At 69.8% G+C, this 22567-nt stretch carries 20 protein-coding genes and 2 tRNA genes; 10 read left to right on the top strand and 12 right to left on the bottom strand.

Going from position 1 to position 22567, the window contains the following annotated elements; all coding sequences use genetic code 11:
* From WEB06_04370 to WEB06_04355, 4 genes are all read right to left on the bottom strand, one after another.
* On the bottom strand, positions 1 to 912 hold a 912-nt coding region (locus tag WEB06_04370), incomplete at its 3' end, for a cytochrome P450 (protein MEX2554848.1).
* Positions 912 to 1496, bottom strand: a complete 585-nt coding sequence (locus WEB06_04365; GenBank protein MEX2554847.1) for a helix-turn-helix domain-containing protein — start codon at positions 1494 to 1496, stop codon at positions 912 to 914. The genes WEB06_04365 and WEB06_04370, both read right to left, overlap by 1 nt.
* A 23-nt stretch (positions 1497 to 1519) precedes the next feature.
* Positions 1520 to 2104 (bottom strand): cysteine hydrolase, encoded by a 585-nt coding sequence (locus WEB06_04360; protein ID MEX2554846.1) that lies wholly within the window; start codon positions 2102 to 2104, stop codon positions 1520 to 1522.
* A 20-nt stretch (positions 2105 to 2124) separates the two neighbouring features.
* Positions 2125 to 3681 carry a PQQ-binding-like beta-propeller repeat protein gene (locus WEB06_04355; GenBank protein MEX2554845.1) on the bottom strand — a complete coding sequence of 519 codons (1557 nt, stop codon included), beginning with the start codon at positions 3679 to 3681 and terminating at the stop codon, positions 2125 to 2127.
* Between the two features lie 106 nt (positions 3682 to 3787).
* On the opposite strand from WEB06_04355, the gene WEB06_04350 reads away from it, so the two are divergent.
* The gene (locus WEB06_04350) at positions 3788 to 4720 is read left to right on the top strand and encodes a hypothetical protein (GenBank protein MEX2554844.1); all 933 of its coding nucleotides are present in this window, start codon (positions 3788 to 3790) and stop codon (positions 4718 to 4720) included.
* A 60-nt stretch (positions 4721 to 4780) separates the two neighbouring features.
* Here WEB06_04350 and WEB06_04345 read toward each other — a convergent pair.
* From WEB06_04345 to WEB06_04335, 3 genes are all read right to left on the bottom strand, one after another.
* Positions 4781 to 4853, bottom strand: a tRNA-Phe gene (locus tag WEB06_04345).
* Between the two features lie 15 nt (positions 4854 to 4868).
* Positions 4869 to 4943, bottom strand: a tRNA-Asp gene (locus tag WEB06_04340).
* Positions 4944 to 4992: 49 nt separating this feature from the next.
* Positions 4993 to 5601, bottom strand: coding sequence for a DsbA family protein (locus tag WEB06_04335; GenBank protein ID MEX2554843.1), 609 nt, complete (start codon positions 5599 to 5601; stop codon positions 4993 to 4995).
* A gap of 23 nt (positions 5602 to 5624) precedes the next feature.
* Here WEB06_04335 and WEB06_04330 point away from each other — a divergent pair, with 23 nt between their 5' ends.
* The 3 genes from WEB06_04330 to WEB06_04320 are packed head-to-tail and all read left to right on the top strand — an operon-like array spanning position 5625 to position 9527.
* Positions 5625 to 7355 carry a thiamine pyrophosphate-binding protein gene (locus WEB06_04330; GenBank protein MEX2554842.1) on the top strand — a complete coding sequence of 577 codons (1731 nt, stop codon included), beginning with the start codon at positions 5625 to 5627 and terminating at the stop codon, positions 7353 to 7355.
* 1 nt (position 7356) lies between these two features.
* The gene (locus WEB06_04325; GenBank protein MEX2554841.1) at positions 7357 to 8313 is read left to right on the top strand and encodes a zinc-binding dehydrogenase; all 957 of its coding nucleotides are present in this window, start codon (positions 7357 to 7359) and stop codon (positions 8311 to 8313) included.
* Positions 8314 to 8342: 29 nt separating this feature from the next.
* Positions 8343 to 9527, top strand: coding sequence for an acyl-CoA dehydrogenase family protein (locus tag WEB06_04320; GenBank protein MEX2554840.1), 1185 nt, complete (start codon positions 8343 to 8345; stop codon positions 9525 to 9527).
* 114 nt (positions 9528 to 9641) lie between these two features.
* Here WEB06_04320 and WEB06_04315 read toward each other — a convergent pair whose 3' ends face one another.
* A complete protein-coding gene (locus tag WEB06_04315) occupies positions 9642 to 10379 on the bottom strand; it encodes a hypothetical protein (protein MEX2554839.1) in 738 nt (245 codons plus the stop codon).
* A 138-nt stretch (positions 10380 to 10517) separates the two neighbouring features.
* Here WEB06_04315 and WEB06_04310 point away from each other — a divergent pair, with 138 nt between their 5' ends.
* From WEB06_04310 to WEB06_04300, 3 genes are all read left to right on the top strand, one after another.
* Positions 10518 to 10652, top strand: a complete 135-nt coding sequence (locus tag WEB06_04310; protein ID MEX2554838.1) for a hypothetical protein — start codon at positions 10518 to 10520, stop codon at positions 10650 to 10652.
* 134 nt (positions 10653 to 10786) lie between these two features.
* Complete coding sequence (locus tag WEB06_04305; protein MEX2554837.1) at positions 10787 to 11647, top strand: oxygenase MpaB family protein; 861 nt, start codon at positions 10787 to 10789, stop codon at positions 11645 to 11647.
* A complete protein-coding gene (locus WEB06_04300; GenBank protein ID MEX2554836.1) occupies positions 11644 to 12288 on the top strand; it encodes a TetR family transcriptional regulator in 645 nt (214 codons plus the stop codon). The genes WEB06_04305 and WEB06_04300 overlap by 4 nt, the downstream gene beginning before the upstream one ends.
* On the opposite strand, the gene WEB06_04295 is transcribed toward WEB06_04300, so the two are convergent.
* The 3 genes from WEB06_04295 to WEB06_04285 form a co-directional block, all read right to left on the bottom strand.
* A complete protein-coding gene (locus WEB06_04295) occupies positions 12285 to 13922 on the bottom strand; it encodes an AMP-binding protein (protein ID MEX2554835.1) in 1638 nt (545 codons plus the stop codon). The genes WEB06_04300 and WEB06_04295 overlap by 4 nt on opposite strands.
* Before the next feature lie 63 nt (positions 13923 to 13985).
* A complete protein-coding gene (gene chrA, locus WEB06_04290; GenBank protein MEX2554834.1) occupies positions 13986 to 15173 on the bottom strand; it encodes a chromate efflux transporter in 1188 nt (395 codons plus the stop codon).
* Positions 15174 to 15233: 60 nt separating this feature from the next.
* Positions 15234 to 15998: a hypothetical protein gene (locus WEB06_04285; GenBank protein MEX2554833.1), complete on the bottom strand. Its 765-nt coding sequence runs from the start codon at positions 15996 to 15998 to the stop codon at positions 15234 to 15236.
* A 113-nt stretch (positions 15999 to 16111) separates the two neighbouring features.
* Between WEB06_04285 and WEB06_04280 the strand changes: the two genes are divergently transcribed.
* From WEB06_04280 to WEB06_04270, 3 genes are read left to right on the top strand one after another with little or no spacing between them, the layout of a single operon-like run.
* Positions 16112 to 17101 (top strand): NAD(P)-dependent oxidoreductase, encoded by a 990-nt coding sequence (locus WEB06_04280; protein MEX2554832.1) that lies wholly within the window; start codon positions 16112 to 16114, stop codon positions 17099 to 17101.
* 26 nt (positions 17102 to 17127) lie between these two features.
* Positions 17128 to 18765 (top strand): thiamine pyrophosphate-binding protein, encoded by a 1638-nt coding sequence (locus tag WEB06_04275; GenBank protein ID MEX2554831.1) that lies wholly within the window; start codon positions 17128 to 17130, stop codon positions 18763 to 18765.
* Positions 18766 to 18775: 10 nt separating this feature from the next.
* Positions 18776 to 20248: a GMC family oxidoreductase gene (locus tag WEB06_04270; GenBank protein ID MEX2554830.1), complete on the top strand. Its 1473-nt coding sequence runs from the start codon at positions 18776 to 18778 to the stop codon at positions 20246 to 20248.
* On the opposite strand, the gene WEB06_04265 is transcribed toward WEB06_04270, so the two are convergent.
* Entirely contained in the window at positions 20245 to 22566 is a 2322-nt protein-coding gene (locus WEB06_04265; protein MEX2554829.1) for a CoA transferase, read from the bottom strand. The genes WEB06_04270 and WEB06_04265 overlap by 4 nt on opposite strands.
* Position 22567 lies beyond the last annotated feature (1 nt).

Genomic DNA, 22567 nt, shown 5'->3' with positions numbered 1-22567 from the left:
GCGACCGCCGGCCGGGATTCGAACGCCGTGGAGCTCGACGTATTTGGTCACGGTGCGGGCGAGCATCTGCGACGAGCCGTCGAAGCGCAAGGTCTCGTCGATCCAGCTCTCGATGCGGCCGGGGTCGCTGAAGGGCTTCGCGCGCTCGTCAGGGTTGCGCCAGGCCCAGTACCAGGCATTGGCGAGCAGCTTCGCCGTCGTCTCGTTGCCGGCGACCACGATGAGGAACAGGAAGCTGATGATGTCCGCATCGTTGAGCTTCTCGCCCTCGAGCTCCGCGTCGAGCAGCGCCGAGGTCAGGTCGTCGGACCGGCGCTTCCGTCGCTCCGCGATCATGTCGGCGAAGTACTTCGCGAGCGTGAGCGCCGCCTCGATCCCGGCTTGCGGGACGTCGAAGACGCCTTCCTCGCGGTGGACGAGCAGGTCGGCGAGACGCCGGACCTCCGCGCGGTCGGCCGGCGGGAAGCCGATCATCTCCGACAGGACGTCCATCGGAAGCTTGCCGGCGAAGTCGGTGACGAAGTCGAAGCTCCTCTGCTCGAGGGCGGGCTCGAGGTGCCGACGGGTGAGCTCGAGGATGTGCGGCTCCATGTCGGTGATCCGCCGGACCGTGAACCCGCGCGAGATGATGCTGCGGATGAGGCCGTGGCGTGGGGGATCCATCGCGAGGAACGACATCGATCGCCAGGCGTTCGGCCCGGTCGCCATCGGCTCGAGCGACACGCCGTTCGCGCTCGAGAAGAGCGTCGAGTCGCGGAACGCATCGCTCACGTCTGCGTGGCGCGACAGAGCCCAGAAATCGATCTCGTCGTTGCGATATACCGGCGCTTCCTCGCGGAGCCGGGCGTAGGTGGGGTAGGGGTCCTCGTGGATCTCGTAGTCGTAGGGGCTGTAGCGGACGGCGGTCAGCATCAGCGCCCCTTCAAGAGGAGCCCGGCGACGTCGGCGATGCGCTCCGGGAGCTCCGCGTACGCGAGGTGGCCCATCCCGGCGCGGATCATGGCTCCAGCGACGGCGAGCTCGAGCGCGGTCAGGATCTGTTCCCCGTCGTCGTCGCCCAGCGCCGCCTCCAGACGGCGGCGGATCTCGGCGCCCACGCGGTCGCGGATGTGCTTCACGTCGGGATCGGCGGCGAGCATCGCGGTGGTGCTCGCCGCAGCCAGCTCGGGCTCGCTCGCGAGCAGGGCGGTGAGGTCCTTGAGTGCGGCTTTCACGCGGATCGACGCCGCGCGGCGTCTATCGATGCGCGGCTCGGGCAAAGCGTGGACCCGGCGCCAGAACACCTCGGCGATCAGATGATCCTTGGAGGCGAAGTAGGTGTACGCGGTGGCTGGAGCCACGCCGGCCCGGGCGGCGACGTTGCGGACGGTGAGCCCTTCATGACCCCCGGCCCGGATCTGACGGAGGGCCGCCTCGGTGAGCCGCTCCACGACCTGTGCCTGCCGCTGTGTGAGGAGGCGTCGGGGCGCCTCGACGGCCTCTGCGGGACTGGACATGTGTCCAGACACTAGACCAGCCTCTACGCGGGAGGCAACCCTGCGATCCAATCGTCGACGGTCGTGAGCGTTGCGACGAGGGAGAGCGTCCTTTCCAGCACTTCCTCGGCATAGGAGGGAGGAACGCCGGCCACGGCGTCCCGTGGGATCGTGACGTGGTATCCGCGGTTCACCGCCTCGAACGCGAGCGCCGGGATCGCGACGTTCACCGAAACCCCGGTGAGGATGATCTCGTCGACGCCGAGGTTCCGCAGGGCCGCGTCGGCTCCGGTCGAGCCGAGCGATGCCACGCCGTGCGTCTTCGGCAAGACGAGATCGCTCGCGGCCGGGCCCAGCTCGGGCATCAGCTCGACGGCCGGTGTCCCGGCGCGCAAGCCGCCGGAGCGGTTGGCCACCTCGAAGAGGGGAGCGTTGGTGTTGGCGCCGCGCAGGTCGGCGCGCCGAACGGCCACGCAGTGGACGACCGGGACGCCGCGATCACGTGCGGCGTCGAGCAACCGCGCCAGCGCCACGACCATCGGTTTCGCCGAATCGACGAGCGCCGGCCATAGCGCGTGATCGCCGATCGCCCCACGCTGGCATTCGTTGGTGACGACGGCGACGGTCATATGGGAGCTGAAGAGCCTCTCTACAGCAGCGTGCGGAAGGCCCAGATCCCGCTCAGCCGCTCGATAGGGATGCCTTCTTGCGTCGTGCCGGCGCCCACGTAGATCGAGTCGCCCACGATCGCCGGTGCCGATGCAGGCGCGCCGTTGAGCGGGAGCACCCGAAGCAAAAGCCCCGAGTCCGCGCTGAACACGTACACGCCGAACCCGACCGTGGACGGGACGAACACGAGCCCCCGCGCGTAGGTGGGCGCGCCGTAGGACTGGCGCGACAGCGGTGAGCGCCAGAGGATCCGCCCGTCGATCGCGCTGATCGCGTGGAGCGAGAACAGGCGGCCGGGGTCCTCGAGGAGGGTGAGATCGATCCCGTTGCTGTCCTCGTTCAGCGGCGTCGAGATGGCGGTCGTCGCGAAGATCGCCGGTTCGTCGAACCATTCGCCGACCGCCGCGGTGCCGATCATCCCCCCGACGGCGAAGCCCTGACCGGCGTGCCCGGCCTGACCGGCGTGCGAGGCCCACTCGTCGGCCGCGATCTCGCTGCCGTCGGCTCGGTCCCGCTTGAGGCCGTAGTACCAGCCGTCCTTGCTGCCCGCGCCGACGCGGCCGTCCGGAAGCAGGTTCGTGCTCGCGCCGAAGTCGTCGTCCAGCCGGGTGGACTCGCCGCGGTCCATCCGCGGGTTGTACTGCCACTCGAACGCGCCGCTGCGCAGCCGGACCCCGAACAGCGACTCGCCGCTCCACGGGCCGTTGGTCCCGTCGCCGACCGAGCAGCTCGAGGTGCCGAAGAAGACCATGTCGCCGTCGACGTCGACGGACGGCGAGGACCAGACGCCGCCGCACCCGTCGCCGGTGCCGTGGCCGGTCGTGAGCATGTCGAGCCCCGTGTACGTCTGAAGGTTCTCGGGGTCGAACTTCCACAGCGGCTCGAGCGACCACGTATCGGCTTCGTGGCCGATCCGGAGCGCGATCACGCCGGTCCGGCCGACATCCGGGTTGTTGTGCACGTCCATCCCGACGACGACCCAGGGTTCGCCGTCGACCCAGACGAACGCCGGTGAGGACTCGATCTGGATGTCATCGTCCGACCCTGCGCAGCGTGTCTCGGTCTCCGCCCGTGGGTCCACGCACGCACGCGCGAGCACGCCGCCGGTGTCGCCGTCGAGCATGTACAGCGTCCCGCCGCGGCCGAAGAGGACCACGCGCTGCCCATCGATCTCGGGCACGGCGGCGGAGGAGACCAGACCGACGTAGATCTGGTTCGTGTCGTCGACCTCGAAGGTCCAACGCACCGCGCCGTCGGCTGCGTCGATCGCGTAGAAGGTGCCGTCGTTGGCCCCCACGTAGACGGTTCCGTCGGCCACGGCCGGCGAGGCCGTTACCGGAGACCCGGTCTGGACCAACCACTTCGGGATCATCGTGGTGAGGCTGAACGGCGTGATCGAGCTGCAGTCGGACGACTGGGCGAACGAATGGCCGGCGTCGTTCCCGTACTGCTCCCAGATGCAGTCGGGTCCGGCTTCGGCGCCGAGTGATGTCATCGCGATCAACGCGACGACCACGAGGCTCAGAGCGCGGCGCATGGGGGATGACTTCGGCGTCAGTTGTGGGTTCCCTGCTTGGTTTGTGCCGGTTTGGACACCGAGCGTGGGGGAGAGCCAAGATACGACCCATCGAAAGGGGGTCGCCATGACAGCAAACCAACGGACGACTCGCACGCGGCTGGCCACGATCGTGGCACTGGTCGCGGCGCTCGCTCTTCCCGGGACGGCGGCCGTCGCCGAGCCGGCGTCGGACGTGATCGTGCTCCCCGGCGCGACTTCGGCGGAGGGGATCGCCCGGGGGTATGGGTCGACCTTCTTCGCGGGGGACCTCTTCGCGGGCGACATCTTCCGAGGAGACATCCAGGAAGGAACGGCCGCACTCTTCATCGATGCCCCGGACGGGCGGCAGGCGGTCGGCATGACCTTCGACGGCTCCACCGGCCTACTGTGGGTGGCCGGCGGGTTCACCGGGCAGGCGTACGTGTACGACACGAGGACGGCCACCACGGTCGCCGCGTACCAGTTCGCGGACCCCGCGATCGGTCCGCTCGTGAACGACGTCGCGCTGACGAATGAGGGCGCCTGGTTCACCAACACGACGGCGCCCGTCCTCTACTTCGTGGCGTTCGACGCAGAACCGGGCACGTTCGAGACGCTGTCGTTGTCGGGGCCTGCGGCCGATACGAGCAAGGACTTCAACAACAACGGCATCGTCGCCACGCCCGACGGCGGCACGCTCATCGTCGTGCACAGCGGGAACGGCGAGCTCTACACCGTCGATCCGACCACAGGCGAAAGCGCGCTGATCGAGGGCGTGAGCGTTCCCAACGTCGACGGCATCGTCTTGCGCGGCAAGTGGCTGTGGGCGGTGCAGAACTTCAGCAACCAGATCTCGGCGGTTCGACTGAAGCCGGATCTCAGCTCCGGCAGGATCGACCACGTGATCACGAGCAGCCGCTTCCACATCCCGGCCACTGCGGCGCTGTTCGGTAGCCGGCTGGCCGTCGTGAACGCCCACTTCGACACGGGGTTCCCGCCCACCGCCGAGGAGTACGAGGTCGTGATCGTCGAGAACTAGAGATTCGTTCTACGCGGACCGCTCGGGAAGAACCGATCCCGAGCGGTTCTCTTTGGAGAGTGCCCAGGGCCGGAATCGAACCAGCGACACCGGGTTCTTCAGACCCGTGCTCTGCCAACTGAGCTACCTGGGCGGGATGGTGCTCCTGCGCCGGCGACCGGACTTGAACCGGCGACCTTCACCTTGACAGGGTGACGAGCACTCCAAGCTGCTCCACGCCGGCAGGCGCCGCCAGTGTAGCAACCCCGAGGAGTGGCGAGGACCGTTGATCTCTACCGTGAATCGCTCGGCGGTGAAAGCGCTATCGGAGTCGGATGTGGGCCCTCGGGACGGAAGACCTCGACCAGGTTCGCCGTCGAGGAAGCGAGGCTGCGGAGACCGCCGACGATGGTCCGCGCGTCCGCTTCGCTCGGGGGGACCTCCGCGAGCCGCAAATAGGCGGCCGCGCCATCGAGCACGACGGTCGGCGTCCCGAAGGCGCCCAGCCGCTCGACCGCGTCGTAGTGCTCGGCCCCGACCCTCGCGACCCAGGCGCCGCGGTCTTGGTTGAACGCGTCCACGTCGGCGCCGGCGTCGGCCGCGATCTCGAGGAATCCTTCTTCTGAGAGGCGTAGGTGCTCGCCGTGCATCGCCTCGAACACGGCGTGGTGGTACCGGTCGTAGTCGCCGGCCCGAGCGGCGTGCGCGAGGGCCTGCGCGAAGACCGAGACGCTCGGCGGCGACGTGGCCTCGAGCCAGGACTCCCCCGGCTCCCGGTTCACTTCCTTGAGCGAGAAGGTCCGCCACTCGACGGTCAGGTCGGGGATCAGGGCGAGCCAATGCATCGCCCGGTACGAGTAGCCGCAGGTGAAGTCGAAGTAGACCGTCAGGGCGTCAGGCATGGGGCTGATGCTACCGTTCTCGCATGCCCGAGTTCGTTCCCGGCTTCATCCAGCCCTCCGCATCGGAAGGCGGGACGCACGGCGGCCTCCTCATGGCGCAGGCCCTCAAGGAGGCCGGCGTCGACACGATCTTCGGCCTGTGCGGCGGCCACATCCTCGGGTTGCTCGACGGCTGTCTCGACGTCGGGATCCGCGTGATCGACACCCGGCACGAGGGAGCGGCGACACTCGCAGCCGAGGGATGGTCGCTCGCGACCGGCCGCACCGGGGTGGCGGCGGTGACCGCGGGCCCCGGCTTCGCGAACTCGCTCACCGGGTTCGTCGACGCCGCGGCGTGGAACGTTCCGCTGCTCCTCTTCGCGGGGCGCACCGGGCTGCAGCAGCGCGGCCGCGGCGCGGTGATGGACGTCGACCAGCGCGCGATGGTCGCCCCGGTCGCGAAATGGGCCGAGGCCTGCCATCAGACCGAGCGGATCCCGCGCTACGTCGCCGAGGCGCTCGCGCGGTCGCGCGCCGGAACGCCGGGCCCCGTGTACCTCGAGATCCCCCAAGACATCTTCATGGCGAGCGCGCCGGCCCTCTTGACGGACGCGGCCGGCGGATTCCCGGCGGTTCCGCCGGTGCCCTCGCCCGACCCGGTCGATCTCGATCGTGCGCTCGACGCGCTGCAACGCGCGGAGCGCCCGCTCGTCCTCGCCGGGGGCGGCGCGTTCTGGTCGGGCGCCGGCGAGGCACTGGCGCGCTTCGCCGAGCGCGCGGAGATCCCGGTCGTGACGACGAGTTCGTCGCGCGGTCTGGTCCCCGATTCCCATCCGTGGTGTCTCGGCTCGATGGTTCACTCGGGGATCGCGGTGCCGGGCGCCGACGTCGTGCTCGTCCTCGGAAGCGCGTTCAACGCCAACGTGATGTACGGCAGCGCACCGCTGTTCGCTCCCACGGGGCAGACGGTGATCCAGGTCGACATCTCGGGCGACCGGATCGGCGGCAACCGCCGGCCCGACATCGCGGTGGTCGGAGACGCGACCCGGGTGATTACCGAGCTGACCGACGCGTGGCAGAAGTCGGCACCGGGACGTGATGTCTGGCTCCAGCAAGCGAAGGACCTTTCCGCGTTCGCGCGAGCGACGTGGGACGCGCAGGTCGACGCACACACGGGCGAGCGCGTGCACGCCGGCGCGATGGCCCGTGAGGTCGCGGCGTTCGCCCGCGACGTGGCCGGAGACGCCGTCACGTTCGTCTCCGACGGCGGGGACGCGCTCACCTGGATGCTCGCGTACGGGTACGCGGAGCGGCCGGGACGCTTCTTGAGCACGACGACCGCGCTCGGGACGCTCGGCGTCGGCCTGCCGTTCTCGATCGCGGCGAAGGCCGCGCGGCCCGGCGAGCCCGTCTTCTGCGTGATCGGCGACGGCTCGTTCGGATTGTGCGCGATGGAGGTCGACACCGCGGTGCGGCACGGCCTCCCCGTGATCACGATCGTGTCGAACAACGCCGGATGGCGCGATGTCAGCCACGAGCAGGACGCGTGGTACGGGAAGGGGCGCCGCACCGCCAGCGACCTCGGCGACTCGCGCTACGACAAGGTCGCGGAGGCGTTCGGCGGCCACGGCGAGCACGTGACGACGCTCGCCGAGCTGCGGCCGGCCCTGGAGCGGTCCCTCGATTCCGGCGTCGCGTCGGTGATCAACGTCCAGACCGACCCAGAGATCCTCTCCGAGCTCCTCCGCAACCTCGGCCCGCTCGGGCTGATGTAGCGTGCGCGCCGTCCGCCTCGCCGGCGCGAAACGGCTCGAGGTGCTCGAGCTGCCCGACCCCGACCCCGGCGACGGCGAGGTGCTCGTCCGGGTCGCCGCCGCCGGGATCTGCGGCTCGGATCTGTCCTGCTACAAGACCGGCGTCTTCTCCGGGTCGGTGCTCGGGCACGAGTTCTCCGGGTTCGTCGACGGCGATCCGGTCGTCGTGGACCCGAAGATGCCGTGCGGCGCCTGCGCCGACTGCCGGAACGGCGCGTCCTATCGCTGCGTCGAGGCGCTCACGCGCGGGCCCGGCGGCGTGCGGGACGGCGCCTTCGCCGAGTTGGTCGCCGTCCCGAAGTCCTGCGTGCACGGTCTGCCGGCCGGGCTCGACGTCGCGAACGCGTGCTTGGTCGAGCCGACCTCAGTCTCGATCCACGGGGTCGAGCGCGCCGGGTTCGTGCCGGACGAGGCGACGGTGGTCGGGCTCGGGCCGATCGGCCTCCTCGCCGTCGCGGCGCTTCGCGCCCGCGGCTGCGCGAACGTCGTCGGGGTCGATCCCGTGATGGTTCGGCGGACGCTCGCGGAGAGGCTCGGCGCCGGTACCGTTCACGAGCGCATCGAGGACGCGCCGGCCGGCACCACGCTGGTGCTCGAGTGCACCGGTCGCCCGGAGCTGCTCCAGCAGTCGACGAACCTGCTCGCGCCCGGCGGGGTCGCGATCCTTCTCGGCGTTCCGATGTCGGAAGCGAGCGTCGTTCCGATGGTGTGGGTGACGCGCGAGCAGAGTGTGGTCGGCAGTATCTCCTCGAGCGAGGCCGACTTCCGTGCCGCGATCGAGCTTCTCGCGGACCACCCGGAGATCGCGGACATCATCACCAAGCGAGTGACGCTCGACGAACTTCCGAACGCGTTCGAGGAGCTCACCACCCGGCCGGCCGACGGCAAGGTCGTGGTCGATCCGAGGAAGTCCGTGTGAGCCGGTCGGCCCGGTAGGCTGGGCTCGCCGTGGTCGACTTCACGCTCACCGACGAGCAGCGAGAGCTGCGCCGCGCGACGCGCGAGCTCGCCGAGCGCGAGTTCCGTCCGCGCGCCGCCCGCTGGGACGAGAACGAGGAGTTCCCGTCCGAGAACCTCGAGATCCTCGGGCGCCAAGGCCTCACGGGCTTGAGCGTTCCGGAGAAGTACGGCGGGCTGGGGCTCGGCGACCTGGAAGCGGGGCTCGTGCTCGAACAGATCGGTCGGGTGTGCCTATCGACCGCGGTCGTGTGCCAGCTCTTCCTGAACGGCCCCCCGCGCGCGATCGCGGCATTCGGCAGCGAGGACCTGAAGGAGCGCTACCTGCCGCAGGTCGCGGGCGGTGAGTGTCTGATCGGGATCGGCATGACCGAACCGGATGCCGGGTCGGACGCGATGGCGATGCGCGCGAAGCTGCGGCGCGTCGACGGCGGCTGGCGGCTCGAGGGTTACAAGAACATGGTGACCGGCGGGCACAAGGCGCAAGCCTTCTTCGTCGTGGCGCGTTTCCCGGCGGACGACTCCTCGAAGGCGCTCGGGGCCGTGATGGTGCCGGCCGACGCGCCGGGCGTGTCGGTGTCGAAGGTGCACAAGAAGATGGGGCTGCGCGGCGCGGCCGAGGCCGAGGTCGCGTTCGACGATGCGCCGGTCGCCGACTCAGACGTGCTGCTCGAAGGCGATGCGAAAGGGTCGGCGATGCGGACGATCCTTGCCCAGTTCAACCACGAGCGGCTCGGCAACGCGTCGATGTGCGTCGGCGTCGCGGCGGGGGCGCTCGACGAGTCGATCCGCTACGCGCAGGAGCGCAAGGTCGGGGGGAAGCGGCTGATCGACGTTCAGGCGATCGCGCACAAGCTCGCCGAGATGGCGACGAAGGTGGACGCGGCACGCCTGATGGTCTGGCGTGCGTGCAGCACGGGCGAGCACATCGGCGGCATCCACGAGCCGGACCCGATGATGGTGGTCAAGGCGAAGTGGTATGCGAACATCGTGGCCCAAGAGGTTTCAAACGAGGCGATCCAGATCCACGGCGGCTACGGCTACACGCGCGAGTTCCCGGTGGAGCGGATGTTCCGCGACGTCCGCGGTCTGGCGATCGGCGCCGGCACGGTCGAGATCCAGAAGAACCTGATCGCCCGCCTGCTCGACCGGCAGGGGTCGAACGAAGTCTTCTGACGCCGTCCGCATGGCGCATCCCGTAGGTGGCTGACATGGCTGACATGTCAGCCATGTCAGCCGGGCTCCGTGAACGGTGGCGACCCGGGCGCTCGCCCGCCTTCGCGCGGGGGTCTAGCGTCCGATCGCGCGCGCTTTGAGCGCGGTGGGCGTGCGCGGCTTCGCGGCCGCGGCGCCTCGTTCCCGAGCAACCTTCAAGGGCCGTCGTGCTTCAACGGCGCGGGTAGCGCGCCGCACGCGCTCACGGAGCTCCTCGATCTCACGGGAGAGATCGTCGAGCGCTTCCGCCAGCCACTTCTTGCCGGCCGTCGCGATCGCGGCATCGTCCAGCTCGGACGTGGACGGGATCGAGCGGCGAAGCCCGCCGATCGTCGAGCGCATCCGGTCGAGCGCCTGCGCGTTCCGTCGCTGCGGCGCGGCCGGCTTGGTCCCGCGGGACTCGCGCGTCAGGCGGTCTACGCTCCAGTTCCCCCGCGCCGCTCGCTGCAGCCAGGTGAGGCGGTCGGGGAGCCCGGCCACGGCCTGGAAATGAGAGAAAGAGAGGCCGGGGAGCCGGAGCCCGATGTCCGGGTCGTAGGCCTTGGCGACCCAGCGGTAGCGGCGGACGGTGCCGTAGGACTCGCCGATCGCCTCGGCGAATCGCTGGACTGCTCCGGCGGCGTAACGACGCTCGATCAGAAGAGCGAGCCGACCGATCCGCCAGCTGCCTCCGTCGACGGTGGTGCGGGCGGCGCGCCCCTCGGCGACGATCCGGCCCCAATCGAGCGAGGCGTCGTTGACGGCCTCATCGGCCGCGACGGCGCGCTTGCCTTCAAGGTCTTCGAAGAAGCTGTCGATGGGGATCGCTCGCACGGGACTAGCCTCCCGGAGGATGTGACGCGCGTGTCAGTTGTAACACCTGACGCTCCGTCAGGTCAACAGCCGAGCAAGCGTCGAGCCGCGCCTAGTGGGTAGAACAAGGGCAACGATCCCATCAGGAGGAGGTCCAAGATGGCAGATCAGAAGACGTTGGAGCAGCAACCCAAGGCCGAGGAGAAGAAGGACGAGAAGATGTGCTGCGAAGGCGGCATGACCGCAGCGGAACACCGCGCAGAGTCGCCCGACGGGAAGTGCTGCACGGACTAGCGATCGGAACCGACGCGAGCCCGGCCGGTCTGAGGCCGGGCTCGCGGCTTTTTTCGGCACGCGCCTGGCGGTGCGAAAGAGTCGGTGATACAGTTTCCGTATCTTTGTATCGCCGACGAAACGGAGGGGTTTCGATGGCCGAGGTTCGGCACGACGAGCGTACGGTCGCTCCGCCGGAGCCGTTCGGGCCCGGCTCGCTCTTGTGGGAGAGCATCGGCGACCGCCGGATCCTGCTCGTACTCGGCGGCGCGCTCATCATGCAGACGATGCATCCCTCGATCGGTCACGCGGTGGCCGCGCGGTCCGTCTACAAGACCGATCCGTGGGGACGGCTCGAACGGAGCCTCGACTCGCTCCAGAAGTGGGTGTACGCCGGCGAGGGATCGTTCGCGGAAGGCGAACGGCTGCGCGCGATGCATAAGGCGTTCCGCGGCGTCGACGATCAGGGCACGACGTACTCGGCCCTCGACCCCGAACCGTGGGCATGGGTGCACCTGACCGCCTACGAGCGGGGGATCACGTTCGAGCGGTACTTCACGTTGCCCGGGCAGCGGGCCGACGAGCGCGCCCTCTACCAGGAGGTGTTGCAGCTCGGCCGGATCCTGCAGGTGCCGGAGCACGCGCTGCCGCCGACGGTCGAGGACTACTGGGCGTACTTCGACGAGATGGTCGCGTCCAAGCTCGAGGCGCATCCGACGGCGGTCGACGTGCTCGAGCGCATGACTCGGACACCGCGGCCGAAGTGGTTCCCGGCGGCGATGGAGGCCATCTGGAAGCCGTTCGGGCTTTCGGCGGGCACGTTCCAGCGGTTCATCACGGTCGGGACCTTTCCCCCGGCCATCCGGAAGATGTTCGACCTCGAGTGGACCGAAGACGACGAGCGGAAGCTCCGTCGGGTCGGACGCGCGATCGCCGAGGTGATGCCTCGTCTCCCCGAGCGCCTGCGGTACCTCCCGCTCGCGTACAAGGCTCGGAAAGCGGCGCGCGCGTCGTGAGCGCGACGACGGCGGAGCTGTTCAGGCTCGCGGCCGAGCACGCATCTGCCGATGAGACGGCCGCGCGGATCCTCGACGCCGCGATGGCGCAGTTCCTCGACTTCGGCTTGCGGCGGACGACGGTCGAGGACGTCGCCGTTCGCGCCGGCGTCACCCGCGTCACCGTCCACCGCCGGTTCGGCCGCAAGAGCGACCTGATCCAAGGGCTGCTGCTCCGTGAGCTGTCGCGCTTCCTCAAGGAGTTCGACGCGATCGTCTCCCCTCTGCCGACGCTCGAGGACAAGCTCGTCGAGGGCTTCGTCGTCACCTTGCGCGCCGCGCGTTCGCATCCGCTGATCACACGGATCCTGGCGACCGAGCCCGAAGTGCTCCTGCCCGAGCTGACGGTTCGCGGCGGGCCGTTCCTCCAGGCGGCATGCGCGTTCCTGGTTTCCTACACGCGCGAGCAGGCCGCGGGCTACGAGGAGGCCGACGTCGCGGCGATCGGAGAGATCTTCGTTCGGCTCGTCGCCTCGTTCTTGCTCACCCCGGCGGCGGTGTCCGATCTGGGAACCGACGCCGCGGCGCGCCGATACGCGGAGCGGCACCTCGCGCCGCTCCTGCGCACCGCGCGTTCGAAGCCCTCGCGCCGGAAGCGCTAGCGGGCGTCGATCTGGCGCCGTAGCACGTACTTCTGCACCTTCCCCGACAGCGTCCGGGGGAACTCCGTGACGAGCTCGAGCCGCTCGGGCGTCTTCTGCTTGGCGACGCCGAGCCCCTTGAAATGGGCGAGCACCTCGTCGAGGGTCAGCGGCTGCCCGTCGCGCGTGATGACGAACGCGCAGACCTTCTCGCCGTAGCGCGCGTCGGAGACCGGCGTGACCGCAGCCTCCTGCACCTTCGGGTGCTTCGCGAGTGCCTCCTCGACCTCGCGGGCCGAGATGTTCTCGCCGCCGCGGATGATGATGTCCTTCTTGCGGTCGGTGATCGTCAGGTAGCCGTCGGCGTCGATACGGCCGATGTCGCCGGTGTGGAACCAGCCGCCGCCGTCGAACGCGTCGGCGTCCATCGCCGGGTCCATGTAGCCGAGGAACTGGTCCGGGCCGCGCGAGCAGACCTCGCCCTCCTCGCCGGGGGCGACCTCGTTCCCGCCGTCGTCGACGAGGCGTATCTCGACGTCGAGCATCGGCCGGCCGTCGGTGTGCGCGCGCTTCTGGAGCGGGTCGTCGCCCGTTCCCATCGTGATCGACGGGTGCTCGGTGCATCCGTACGAACGCATCGACCACCACCCGACCGAATCCGCCTGCTCGATCAACGACGGTGCGACGTTCGCGCCGCCGACACCGAACAGCTGGAGCGAGGAGGTGTCGATGTTCGCGAACTCGGGATCGTTGAGCATCACCTGCATGAAGATCGGAGCGCCGCCGGATCGCGTCACCTTGTGCTGCGCGATCAGCTCGAGCATCCAGCGCGGATCGAACCCGTCCACGAGCACCAGCTTCTTGTAACCGCAGCGGAACGGCGCGATCAGGGCCGCGTATATCCCGGCGATATGGCCGATCGGGTTCGGCGACATGAATACGTCTTCCTCGCCGCCGCCCGACGCCGCGACGATCGCGCGCAGCTCGGCGAAGAACGTGTTGTGCGAATGGACCACGCCCTTCGGGTCGGACGTTGTGCCGCTGGTGTACGCAAGGATGTGCGGCTCGTCGGGCGAGACCTCGGGCCGCGGGAAGCCGTCGGTACCGCTCGCCTCGAGCTCGGAGAACGAAAGGCTGCCGTCCGGAACCTCGTCGCCGACGACGACGACCTGCTCGAGCCCCGGGAGCCGGGGGCGGATCTCCGCCGTCATCGCGAGGTAGTCGACGGCCATCGAACGGTAGTGGTCGGGTGTCATGAACACCTTCGCGCCGGACTGTCGGAGGATGAACTCGACCTCCTTGGCGCGGTAGATGTGGATGATCGGAACCACGATCACGCCGAGTGCCGCGCACGCGTGGTAGGTGATGCAGCCCTCGATCCAGTTGGGCATCTCCATCGCGAGCACGTCGCCTTTGCGCAGCCCGAGCCCGCGGAGCGCCCCGGCGAGCTTCAGCCCGCGCTCGTGGAGCTCGCGGTAGGTCAGCGAGGCCGGACGCTCGCGCGACTCGACGACGAACTCGGAGTCCGGCCAGCGCTTGGTGCACGCCTCCTCGAGGATGTCGTTGAACGACGCCTGGCCCCACAAGCCGCGCTTGCGGTACGCGTCGAAGAGCTTCTTGCGCGCTTCCTGGCGTGGGAACGTCTGGTCGAGCACGACTCACCCCCGGCTGTACGGACCGCCGATTCTAACGGCGACCCTCGGACGAGCGTCGACCGGTCAGAGCCGGTCCAGGACGATCCCCGCGATCCCGGCTGTGACCATGATCCCCAAGACGCTCCAGCGCGCACGCCATAGCACGACCGCGAGAAGCGTCCCGGCGAAGATGCCGGCCGCGCTCGCGTCGGGGATCGCTTCGGGGAGCAGGCGCACTGCGGTCACCGCGATCAGTCCGACGACCGCCGCGGCGACGCCGTCGAGGAGTGCGTGCGTGCGCGGCTCGTTCACGAGCCGCTCGAGTTGGCCGTGACCCACGAGCGTGAACGCGAACGCGGGGGCGAAGATCCCCAGCGTCACCATCAGGGCGCCGTCGAGCCCGGCGCCGAGGTACCCGACGAACGTGCCGAAGATGATCAGCGGCGCCGGCAGGACCCCCGACAGCGCCAGCGAGTCGAGGAACTGCGCGTCGGTGAGCCAGCGCCCGGTGACGACGGCGTCGCCGCGCACGAAGGGGATCGCGGTGTAGGCCCCGCCGAACGTGAGCAGGCCCGCCTTCAACCCGGTGACGAGCAGCGCGGCGAGGCCGGGCGCCGCGCCGGTGGCGACGGTGAGCGGGTCGAGCTCGATCCCCGAGGGATCCGCCGTGAACGCGATGGCGATCGCACCCGCGACGACGGACGCTCCGGCGGCCGGGTACGCGCCCCGCGCGGCGAACGCATGGGAGACGCCCGCGGTCAGCAGCGGGATCCAGAACGGAGCATCGAGCAGCTGAGCGACCGCCGTACCGGCCGCGACGAACCAGAGCCACGGATGCGTCAGCGCGTGGCGGGCGATCCGGATCACGGCCCGGACGATCAGCGCACCGACGGCAGGCTGGAGCCCGCTCAATGCCGCGGCCATCCACACGGAGGACGCGCCGTAGCGGACGTACAGGGCGGCAACGACGAGCACGAGCACGAACCCCGGCAACATGAAGCCCAGCCCGGCGAGCACGCCGCCGGTCCGTCCGCCGGCGATCGTTCCGAAGTAGACGCACAGCTCGTGCGCTTCGGGGCCGGGCAGCGCCTGATAGACCGCGAGCGTGCGGTTGAAGCGCTCCCGAGTGATCCAGCGCTCGCGCTCGACGAGCTCGTCGCGGATCATCGCGATCTGCGCCACCGGGCCGCCGAAGGCGAGCGTCCCGAAGCGGAGGAACCGCGTGAAGATCCGCGCGCGTGAGATCGTCGGCGGCCCGGTCGCGTCCGGCATCGGCGCAGAGACTATCCGGGCCGCCCGAAGGGCGGCCCGGATAGTCACCACGGCTGAGCGTTAGGGCTGCGGAACGATGCAGTCGTCTCCGCCGTACTCGCCGTACCCACAGAGCCAGGTATACGGATCGTCGGCGATCTCCTGCGTCTGCTCCACGGAGTTGTCCATCTGCGCCTGCGTGTACTCCTGGTCGAGGGGGCGCACGACGTGGTACTCGTCGGTGCAGGACGCGACCGGAACAACCGTGCCGCACGCGAAGTGGTCCATCACCGTCACGCCGGCCTGGGTGTCCTCCATCCCGTCGTTGCAGTACTTGCTGTCGGGATTGGGCTGCAGGCACACGTCCACATACGTCGCGCCACCATGGGCGTCGTGCACGCCTTCGCCCTGGATGGAGCCGTCGTGGCCATCTTCGCACTGGTGCGCCGCCTCGAACAGGAAGCAGTGGGTCGCCGCGAAGCCGGCGTGCAGCTCGTTCGGCGCCAGCTCGCCGTCCTCACCCGGCGAGCCGCTGGTTCCGCCGTAGAACCAGGCGCATAGCTGCCGGCTCTGGTACGTATCCGAGTTGGGATCTCCGGTGTTGCACTCGTCGCGCCAGCGCTGGGCGTCGTACCGTTGCGATTCGTCTTCGCGATCTTCGAGGTCGAACAGCGGGATGTAGGTGCCGCGCCAGTTCGGCTGGACCGGCGTCTCGTGGCATTCATCGGGGGTCTGCTCGGTCTCGGGATCGTCGGTGCACTCGTGGGCGCTGGCCGACCCTCCGAGAACCAGGACGCCGCCGACCACCGCGAACGCCACCATCATGAGCAACGCACGGAACCGCATGGATCCCCCTCTCACCCGAACCGGCCGAACCGCCGGCGTGGGTTGGCATTCGACGGCCACGGTCGTGTTTCCTATGGAATGTCACGAACTTCTCGATCCTCGGGGGCCCTTGGATGCTGCTGATCGGGATCGTTCCGCCGCCCGCCGACCCGTCGCTCGCGTCCGCGGCGTACGGCGGGATGCTCGGCGAGGGTTGGACGGTCGAGGCGTACAACGACCCTCGCGACATCCCCGACGACGTCGCCGCCGAGGCGGAATTCTTGGTGCTCCCGCCGGGGTCCGGGACGATCGACGCCGCGGCGTTGTCTCGGATGCCCAAGCTCCGGCTGATCCAGGTGCCCGGCCATGGGTTCGACCACGTCGACGTGGCAGCCGCGACCGCGGCGGGGGTGTCCGTCGCGACCGTCGCTTCCTCGGGCGCTGAGGCGCACACGGTCGCCGAGATGGCGATCCTGCTCGCCGGCGCGGCGAGCCGGCGGATCCTCCCCGGCGACCGCGCGGTGCGCGAAGGGCGTTGGGGAACCCTGACGATGCTGCAGGGCGGCATCTTCGAACTCGCCGGCAAGACGATCGGCTTGGTCGGGCTCGGCCGTATCGGACGCGAGGTCGCCAAACGCGCGCGCGCGTTCGACATGCGCGTGATCTACCACGACGTGTTCCGGCTCCCGCCCGAGCAAGAGCGCGAGGTCGGGGTCGAGTTCCGCGAGCTCGACGCCTTGCTCGGCGAGGCGGACGTCGTCTCGTTGCACGCGCCGCTCACGCCCGAGACGCGCGGGTTGATCAACGACCGCACGCTCGGGCTGATGAAGCCGATGGCCGTCCTGGTCAACACCGCTCGCGGGCCGCTCGTCGACGCCGCCGCGCTCGCCCGGGCGTTGCGAGACGGCACGATCCGCGCCGCGGCCATCGACGTGTTCGATCCCGAGCCGCCGCCGCCCGATCTGCCGCTCTACGAGCTCGACAACGTCGTGCTCCAGCCGCACTTGGCGGGCGTCACGGGCGAGTCGATCTTGCGGATCATCGCGGCCGCGATGGAGAACTGCCGCCGGGTAGCGCGCGGGGAGGATCCGTTGGACGTGGTGACCGAAGGCTCGTCACACTGACCACACGCAACCCTTAGGAGGCTCGCATGCTGGGTGGACGGATCGTCGCCGCATGGCTCAAGGCGCAAGGGGTCGACAAGTTGTTCGCGCTCACCGGCGAGCACGTCCTGCCCGTGTTCGACGGCTGCGCCGAGGAAGGGATCGAGGTCATCGCGACCCGGCACGAGCAGGGCGCGGTGCTCGCCGCCGAGGCCTACGCGCGCGTGACCGGGAAGCCCGGCGTCGCGGTCGTCACGGCCGGGCCCGGCGTCACCAACGCGGTGACCGGGCTCGCGGTGGCGAACACCTGCGGGAGCCCGGTGATGCTGCTGTCCGGACGAACCTCCACGAAGAAGCGTCTCTCGGGAACGTTCCAGGACGTAGACGGGCGCCCGATCACGGCGCCGGTCACCAAGTGGAGCGACACCGTTTTCGACGCCGAGCGGATCCCGACCTACCTCGAGGCCGCCTGGCGCCGGATGGTCGGCGGCCGGCCGGGCGCGGTGTTCCTCGAGCTCCCGCACGACGTCCTCAAGGCAGAGGCCGAGGCAGCGGTCTCGACCGTGCGGTTCGCCGAGCCGCCCGGCGCGTCCCCCGGCGCATTGGCAACGGCATTGAAGATGCTCGGTGAAGCCGAGCGCCCGATGGTCGTTTGCGGCAGCGGCGCGTTCTGGTCGGGCGCCGCCGAGGCGCTGCGGGGGTTCGCGGAACGCACGATGATCCCGGTCGCCACGCTCAACGCCGCGCGAGGCTTGCTCCCGGACGGGCACGAGTCGTGCGTGGGGTCGCTCGCCGACGCCGGTATCGCGCTGGTGCAGGCCGACGTGGTCCTGATCGTCGGCACGAAGTTCGACGTCAGCGTGACGTTCGGCGGACCGCCGCTGCTGTCCGGCAACGAGAAGATCATCCAGGTCGACATCGAGGCCACGTCGATCGGTCTGAACCGGATGCCGGATCTCGCACTGATCGGTGACGCGCGCATCGTGCTGACACAACTCGCCGACGGCTGGGACGCCAAGCCCAAGGACGCGTGGTGCCGCCAGGCGAAGGAGGCCGGCGGCCAGATGCACGAGGCCTGGGCGGCGATGACCGCGGGAGAGGGGTCGCCGGTACCGCCCGGCCGTGTTGCGCGCGAGGTGCCGGCCGAGGCCGGACGCGAGGCCATCCTCGTCTCCGACGGGGGAGACTCCCACACCTGGTGCATCACGACGTTCCCCGCCTACCGGCCCGGTTCGTACCTGCACACACACGACTCGCTGGGAACGATCGGCGTCGGCGTTCCGTACGCGCTCGGTGCCAAGGCCGCCGCACCCGATCGCCCGGTCGTCCTCTGCATCGGCGACGGCTCGTTCGGATTCGGCGCGATGGAGCTCGAGACGGCCGTGCGGCATAACCTCCCGTTCACCGCCGTGATCATGAACAACGGCGCCTGGGGGAACATCCGCCACGAGCAGGGCCGTCAGTTCAAGCAGACCGGCGCGACGCAGCTCTCGGTCGCCTCGTACGAGAAGATGGCGGAGGCGTTCGGCGGCCACGGGGAGCGCGTCGAGGATGCCGCGCAGGTCGGGCCGGCGATCCGGCGTGCGATCGACTCCGGGAAGCCCGCCGTCGTCAACGTGATCACCCAGCCGGGCGTGGTGAGCGAGATCACGAAGATGGTCGGCGACATGATGTCGATGCTGTGAGCCTCGTTCGGTGAGTCCCGCTCGGCGCTGGGACGCGATCGTCGTCGGCGCCGGCTCGGCCGGAGCGATCGTTGCGACGCGGCTGGCCGAGCGAGGGCGCAGTGTCCTGTTGCTCGAGGCCGGTCCCGATTTCGCGGACCCGGCTGCGATCCCGCCGGTCTACACGACCGAGCACAGCGCGACGTCGGTGCCGCACGACTGGGGCTACGTGAGCGAGGGCGACCGGCAGATCCCCTTGCCGCGCGGCAGGCTCGTGGGCGGCTCGTCGGCGGTGAACTCGATCGCGGCGGTGCGGCCGCAGCCGGCCGATCTCGATGCGTGGGGATTCCCCGAGTGGTCGTGGGACGCGTGCCTTCCCGCGATGTGCCGCTTCGAGGACGACGCCGACTACGGTTCCCAGCCGTATCACGGCGCCGGCGGACCGATCCGCGTGGAGCGCGGCGAGTTGGGCCGGATCTCGAGCGCGGCGCTCGAGGCGTGCGAGACGGCCGGGTACGCGTCGTGCCCCGATCAGAACTCGCCGGGGGCGACCGGCGCGGGCGCCCAGCCGGCGAACGTCGGCAACGGAGTCCGGCAGTCGACGCTGGTGACCTACTTGCGTGAGGCGCGAACGCTAAGTGGGCTCGAGGTACGCGGGGACGTTCTCGTGGACCGGGTCGCCGTCGCGGCCGGGCGAGCGATCGGAGTGATCGCGGGCGGAGAGGACCTGCGCGCGGACCTGGTCGTCGTCGCGGCCGGCACCTACGGCTCGCCGGCGGTGTTGATGCGCTCGGGGATCGGCCCGGCGGCGCACCTTCGCGACTCCGGGATCGAGACGCTGATCGACTTGCCCGTCGGCGACGGGCTCATGGATCATCCCGCGTTGCCCGGCGTGTACTGCGTCGCGCGCGACGCGGCCGATGCGGCGGTTCCCCTGACGCAACGGTTCATGCTCCGGATCTCGTTCGATGGGCGCACGGGCGAGGAGGACGCGCACATCTTCGGGCCGTTCACCCGCACCTCGGTGGGCGAGGCGATGCCGCCCGAAGGGTTCGTGATCGCCGGGTTCGGCGCGAAGCCGCGATCGCGCGGCACGGTGCGGCTGCGGTCCGCCGATCCGGGCGACGCCCCGCGGATCACGCTGAACTACTTCGCGGAGCCCGGCGACGTCGAGGTCATGCTCCGCACCGTGCGCGCGATCCACGAGCTGCTCGCGCAGCCGTCGTTGGCCAAGGTCACCGAGCAGGTGCTGTTCCCGGCGCCGGACGCGACCGACGACGAGATCCGCGAGATGATCCGGATGGGATCGCTCACCGATCACCATCCGGTGGGCACGTGCGCGATGGGCGGGGTCGTCGACGCGCATCTGCGCGTCCTCGGCGTCGAAGGTCTGCGTGTCTGCGACGCGTCCGTCATGCCCGACATCCCGCGGGCCAACACCAACTTCCCGACGATGATGGTCGCGGAGCGTTTCGTGGAGCTGCTGGACTCGGACCCCGGCTAGTCGAAGACGCCGGCTTCGGAGAGGCGCTCGAACTCGGCGTCGTCCAGGCCGAGGATCCCTTTGTAGACCTCTTCGTTGTCGCGACCGAGCGTCGGGCCGGGCCGGGTGAAGCTCGGCGGTGAGTCGGCGAGTCGGAAGCCGAGCGCTTCGTGGTCGTGACGGCCGAGCGCCGGATGATCCATCGGACGGAAGTGCTCGCGGTATGCGAGCTGCGGGTCGTTGGAGCAGTCCTCGAGGTCTTGGACCGGGCATGCCTCGAGCCCAGCTTGCCGGAGCCGCGCGGAGAGCGCGTCGCGATCCTGGGTGCTGGTCCACTGCTCGAAGTGTCTCTCGAGATCGTCGACGTTCGCGAGGCGGCCGGCAACGGTGGCGAACCGTTCGTTCGCCCACGCCGGGCTCCCCATGACGTCGACCAGGGTGCGCCATTCGTCGTCGTTCCATGCGGCGATCGCGATCCACCGGTCCTCGCCGGTGCACCGGAAGGCGCCGTGCGGCGCGGCTTCGCGCGAGCGGTTACCGAGACGGCCGGGAGGCGCGCCGGTCACCGCGTGCTCGACGATCGTCTCGCCGAGCGAATACACGGCGCACTCGACCTGCGAGAGGTCGAGGGAGGCGCCCAGCCCGGTGCGCTTCCGGCGGAGCAGCGCGGCGGCGACCGCCGCGGCGGCGAAACGCGGCGCAAGCGAGTCGGTGATCGTGCCGTACGGGCCCAGCGGCTCGCGGTCGGGCCAGCCGGTCAGATGGTTGAACCCCGACAACGCCGAGCCCTGGCCGCCGAAGCCCGGGTACTCGCGCTCGGGGCCGGTCTGTCCGTGAAGGCAGGTCGAGATCATCACGAGGTCGGGCTTCACCTTCTTCAAGTCGTCGTAGGCGAGCCCCCATCGGCTCATCGCGCCGGGCGCGAAGTTCTCGGCCACGACGTCGGCCCACTTGATGAGGCGGATCGCGATCCTCTTCGACTCGGGATGCTTCATGTTCAGCGTGACGGCGAGCTTGTTGGCGTTGAACGACGCGAACATCGGGCTGGCGTCGAGACTCTTCTGATCTGCCGTGATGGCGTAGAGTCTCAGGAAGTCGGGCCGGACCTTGGACTCGATGCGGATCACGGTCGCGCCATGGTCGCCGAAGTATCGGGTCGCGAGCGGCCCTGCCGCGCCCGCGCCGAACTCCAGGACCTTCAGGCCGAGGAACGCTTGCGCGCTCGTGGCGATGTTCTTCCCGGCGAAGACGCGCCACCGGTCGGGCGGGTCGTACTCGCCGGGCCGCGGCGCGGGGCGTGTTGCGCCGGGTGCTCCGTCGGACACGACGAACCGCCGCGGGATCGGGATACGGCCGAGCTCCGGATCATCGACCTCCGTGAAGAGTTCCCGCGCGTTGTACTGGCGGCTCGCGAGGATCTCGCGCGCGGTGTTGGCCGGCGCCAGCATCAGTCCGCGTTCCAACGCGTTGTCGTAGAGCTCGGTCATCGTCTTGATCGCGAAGAAGGCGGCGATCGGCTCGGAGATCGCGTCCACGTCGTCATTCGTCAGCGTCGTGTGCGTGTAGGAGTCCCAGTCGCGCTCGGTGAGCGCGGGGGGTGCGAAGCCCTCTTCGGTCATCCACGAGACGAGGCGTTTGAGGCCCGGGATGCGGGCAGGGCCGCCGCGAAGGCCGAACGACACGAACCCGTCCGCGCAGGGCCAGATCTCACGCTGGGTCGTGCGACCGACCCGCATCAGCGCACCTGCGCGCGAGCCTCGTTGTCGCGTCAACGAGTAGGCGCCGACGCGGCCCATCGTGGCCATCAGATGCGTCTCTTGCAGCGAGACGTCGACCAGCTGTCCGCGTCCGCTCGAGTCGCGCTGGTGCAGCGCCGCGAGGATCGCCGTGGCCGCTTCGGCACCGCCGTGGTACCAGGACGTGGGGAACGAGCATCTCAGCGGCGCGCGGCCGGGCTCGCCGGTCATGTACATCGTCCCCGCCTGCGCGAGCACGCCGAGGTCGGACGCGCGCCAGGCCGCTTTCGGGCCGGTAAGCCCGAAGGGCGTGATCGCGCACCAGACAAGGCGGGGGTGCTGATCGAGGCTCCTGGGTCCTTCCGATGCGATCACGACGTCTGCTTGCTCGATCAACGCGACCGGATCCTGAGCGATCACGCTGCGCTTGCCCGCGTTCAGGGCGGCGAAGGCGTAGCGACGAGCGCGCTCCGGATGCCCCCCTTCCGGTTCGACCATCGCCACATCGGCGCCGAGGTCGGCGAGGATCCGGCCGCACAGCCAGCCCGGCGCGTCGCTGAGGTCGACGACCTTGATCCCCTCGAGGAACGGGGTCGCGTCCATC

It is taken from the genome of Actinomycetota bacterium (assembly GCA_040905475.1).
GTDB lineage: Bacteria > Actinomycetota > AC-67 > AC-67 > AC-67 > DATFGK01.
Note: the sequence above shows the minus strand (reverse complement) of the source record. Positions and strands in the feature narration are given on the sequence as shown.